The following is a 2,249-nucleotide window of genomic DNA, read 5'->3' as shown; positions in this document are numbered from 1 at the left end:
CAAATGGCTGGAAGCCCGCTTAGCAGAATATCGTGGCGCGTTATTGTTTGTCAGTCACGATAGAGCGTTTATTAAGGCTTTGGCCTCCAATATTATCGAGTTGGACAGGGGAAATATCACAGCTTTTAACGGAGGCTATAGCGACTACCTGAAAGAGAAACAGCGTTTGCTTGAGGAAGAAGAACGTCAAAATGCTTTGTTTGACAAGCGCTTGTCTGAAGAAGAAGTTTGGATTCGCCAGGGGATTAAAGCAAGGCGTACTCGAAACGAAGGGCGTGTCAGGGCCTTAAAGGCCATGCGAGATGAGCGTAAGCAAAGAGTCAATCAGCAAGGTAAGGCTGAAATAAAAATAGCCGAAGCGGAGAAGTCAGGAAAGCTGGTGGCAGAAGCCGAGCATGTGTCGCTTGCATTTGATTCGGGACGTAAGGTTATTGATGATTTTTCATTAACAGTGATGCGAGGCGACAGGATAGGCTTAATTGGAGCAAATGGTGCCGGTAAGACGACTTTATTGAAGGTATTGCTTGACCAGTTAAAGCCAACAAGTGGGTCTGTACGTTTGGGGAGTAAACTGGAAGTTGCTTATTTCGATCAGCTTCGAGGTGGACTGGATTTTACTAAAACAGTTTTTGATAATGTTGCCGATGGCCATGACTTTGTTGAAATGGATGGCAAGTCCCGTCACGTAATGAGTTATCTCAATGACTTTCTATTTACAGCAGAGCGTGCTCGCTCACCTATCACCGCCTTGTCCGGTGGTGAAACGAATCGCTTATTGTTAGCGCGTTTATTTGCCAAACCGGCAAACGTTATTGTAATGGATGAGCCAACCAACGACCTTGATGTTGATACCTTGGAATTGTTGGAAGAGCGTTTGGCTCAGTTTCAGGGAACACTGCTTATTACCAGTCATGACCGGGACTTTATAGATCAGGTCGTCACGAGCACCTTAGTATTCGAAGGTGAGGGGAAAATTGGCGAGTATGTTGGTGGGTATAATGACTGGGTCAGACAAACCGGTGGTCGTTTACCAACAGAGGGGCAGTATACAAACGATAAGGACAATGCCGCTAAACCGCTTGAAAAAGAACTTGTTCCAACAAGCAGTTCCACCGAGAAACAAAGTCCTGCTGTCTCGCAGAATAAACCAAAAAAATTGAGTTATAAATTAAAGCTCGAGTTGGAACAGTTGCCTGCGAAAATAGAGAAAATGGAGTCGAGGATTGAAGAGCTTCAGGCTCTTATTGTGTCGCCTGAGTTTTATCAAAAAGACCATGAAGAAATAGAATCTGTTACGGCTGAACTAGCGGCACTTGAAGATGAGTTGTCGCTTGCTATGGAACGTTGGATGGAGTTGGAAGATGCTTAAATCAGAGCGTAACGATAGAGGGCCAGTGTAATGGGTTTGTGGGTAGCGCTACTCATTACTTTGGCTGTATTTGGGTCGGTTTTATGGGTTATGCCTTCACCCAGAGAAAAGTCGCTGACGGCAATGCGCGCACGTGCTCTGGAATTGGGGCTGAAGGTAAGGTTGCTCGACGAAAAACTGGCGAAGTCACTTTTTTATTGGATAGATAATTATCGTCCTTATACCTTGTATGAGTGTTTGTTGCCTAGAGAGGCCAAGCCAAGTTCACACAAAGCGCGAGTGATCCGCCTGAGTGTTGATCACGATGCACATGAGCTTGACGCTAGGGATGAGCTCAAAGAGGCGTTGGAAAAGGAGGGGGTCTTTGAGGGCTTGCCTGAGACCTGTGAAGCCTTGGTGATTTCACAAGGTGGCTTAGCTATGTTGTGGCGAGAGCAGCAAAAGTCTCCAGAATCCCTGGAAGAGGTGGAAAGCGTTAAGCGCTGCCTGGAAAGCTGTAAGCAATATGCGAAATATTGGTTAGCCTAGAAAATTGAGACATAAAAAAACCGAGCTACATGGCCCGGTTTTTTTATGTCTCAGACTATTAAGTATTAATTACATCGTCTCAAGAGCTTGCTCAATGTCATTAATAATCTTTTTTGAGTAAAGGTTAACGATGAAGTTAACACGATTCTCGTTGTAATTTACGTAAGAGTTCTTAATGAAGTCCCATTTGGTATTCGCAGAATCTAATAGCTTGAACGAGGTCTGTTTACCTTCAGCCATAGCCATCAATTCTTGCAGCTGTTTACCGAACTCTTCAGCAAGAGAATCGATCGTTACTTCTTTATCGACATCGCCGCCTGCATATACCTGACTAACCGTAGAAGTTGTTCTT

2 protein-coding genes and 1 pseudogene are annotated in these 2,249 nt (G+C 44.7%); 2 read left to right on the top strand and 1 reads right to left on the bottom strand.

Going from position 1 to position 2,249, the window contains the following annotated elements:
* Nucleotides 1-1,369, top strand: a 1,369-nt coding sequence (locus tag A3761_RS12735; protein ID WP_068750302.1) for an ATP-binding cassette domain-containing protein, incomplete at its 5' end; no start/stop codon positions are given.
* A 30-nt stretch (nt 1,370-1,399) separates the two neighbouring features.
* The gene (locus tag A3761_RS12730) at nt 1,400-1,897 is read left to right on the top strand and encodes a hypothetical protein (RefSeq protein WP_068509734.1); all 498 of its coding nucleotides are present in this window, start codon (nt 1,400-1,402) and stop codon (nt 1,895-1,897) included.
* 69 nt (nt 1,898-1,966) lie between these two features.
* On the opposite strand, the pseudogene A3761_RS27700 reads toward A3761_RS12730, so the two are convergent.
* Nucleotides 1,967-2,249, bottom strand: a pseudogene (locus tag A3761_RS27700) (hypothetical protein); the annotation flags it as partial.

It is taken from the genome of Oleiphilus sp. HI0123 (assembly GCF_001635315.1).
The sequence above is the reverse complement of the archived record's forward strand: the minus strand, read 5'-3'. Positions and strand labels throughout refer to the sequence as shown.

What these genes read in the sequence shown, in the direction of transcription:
- A3761_RS12730 (WP_068509734.1), top strand. Translation starts at nt 1,400, where the DNA reads ATGGGTTTGTGGGTAGCGCTACTCATTACTTTGGCTGTATTTGGGTCG.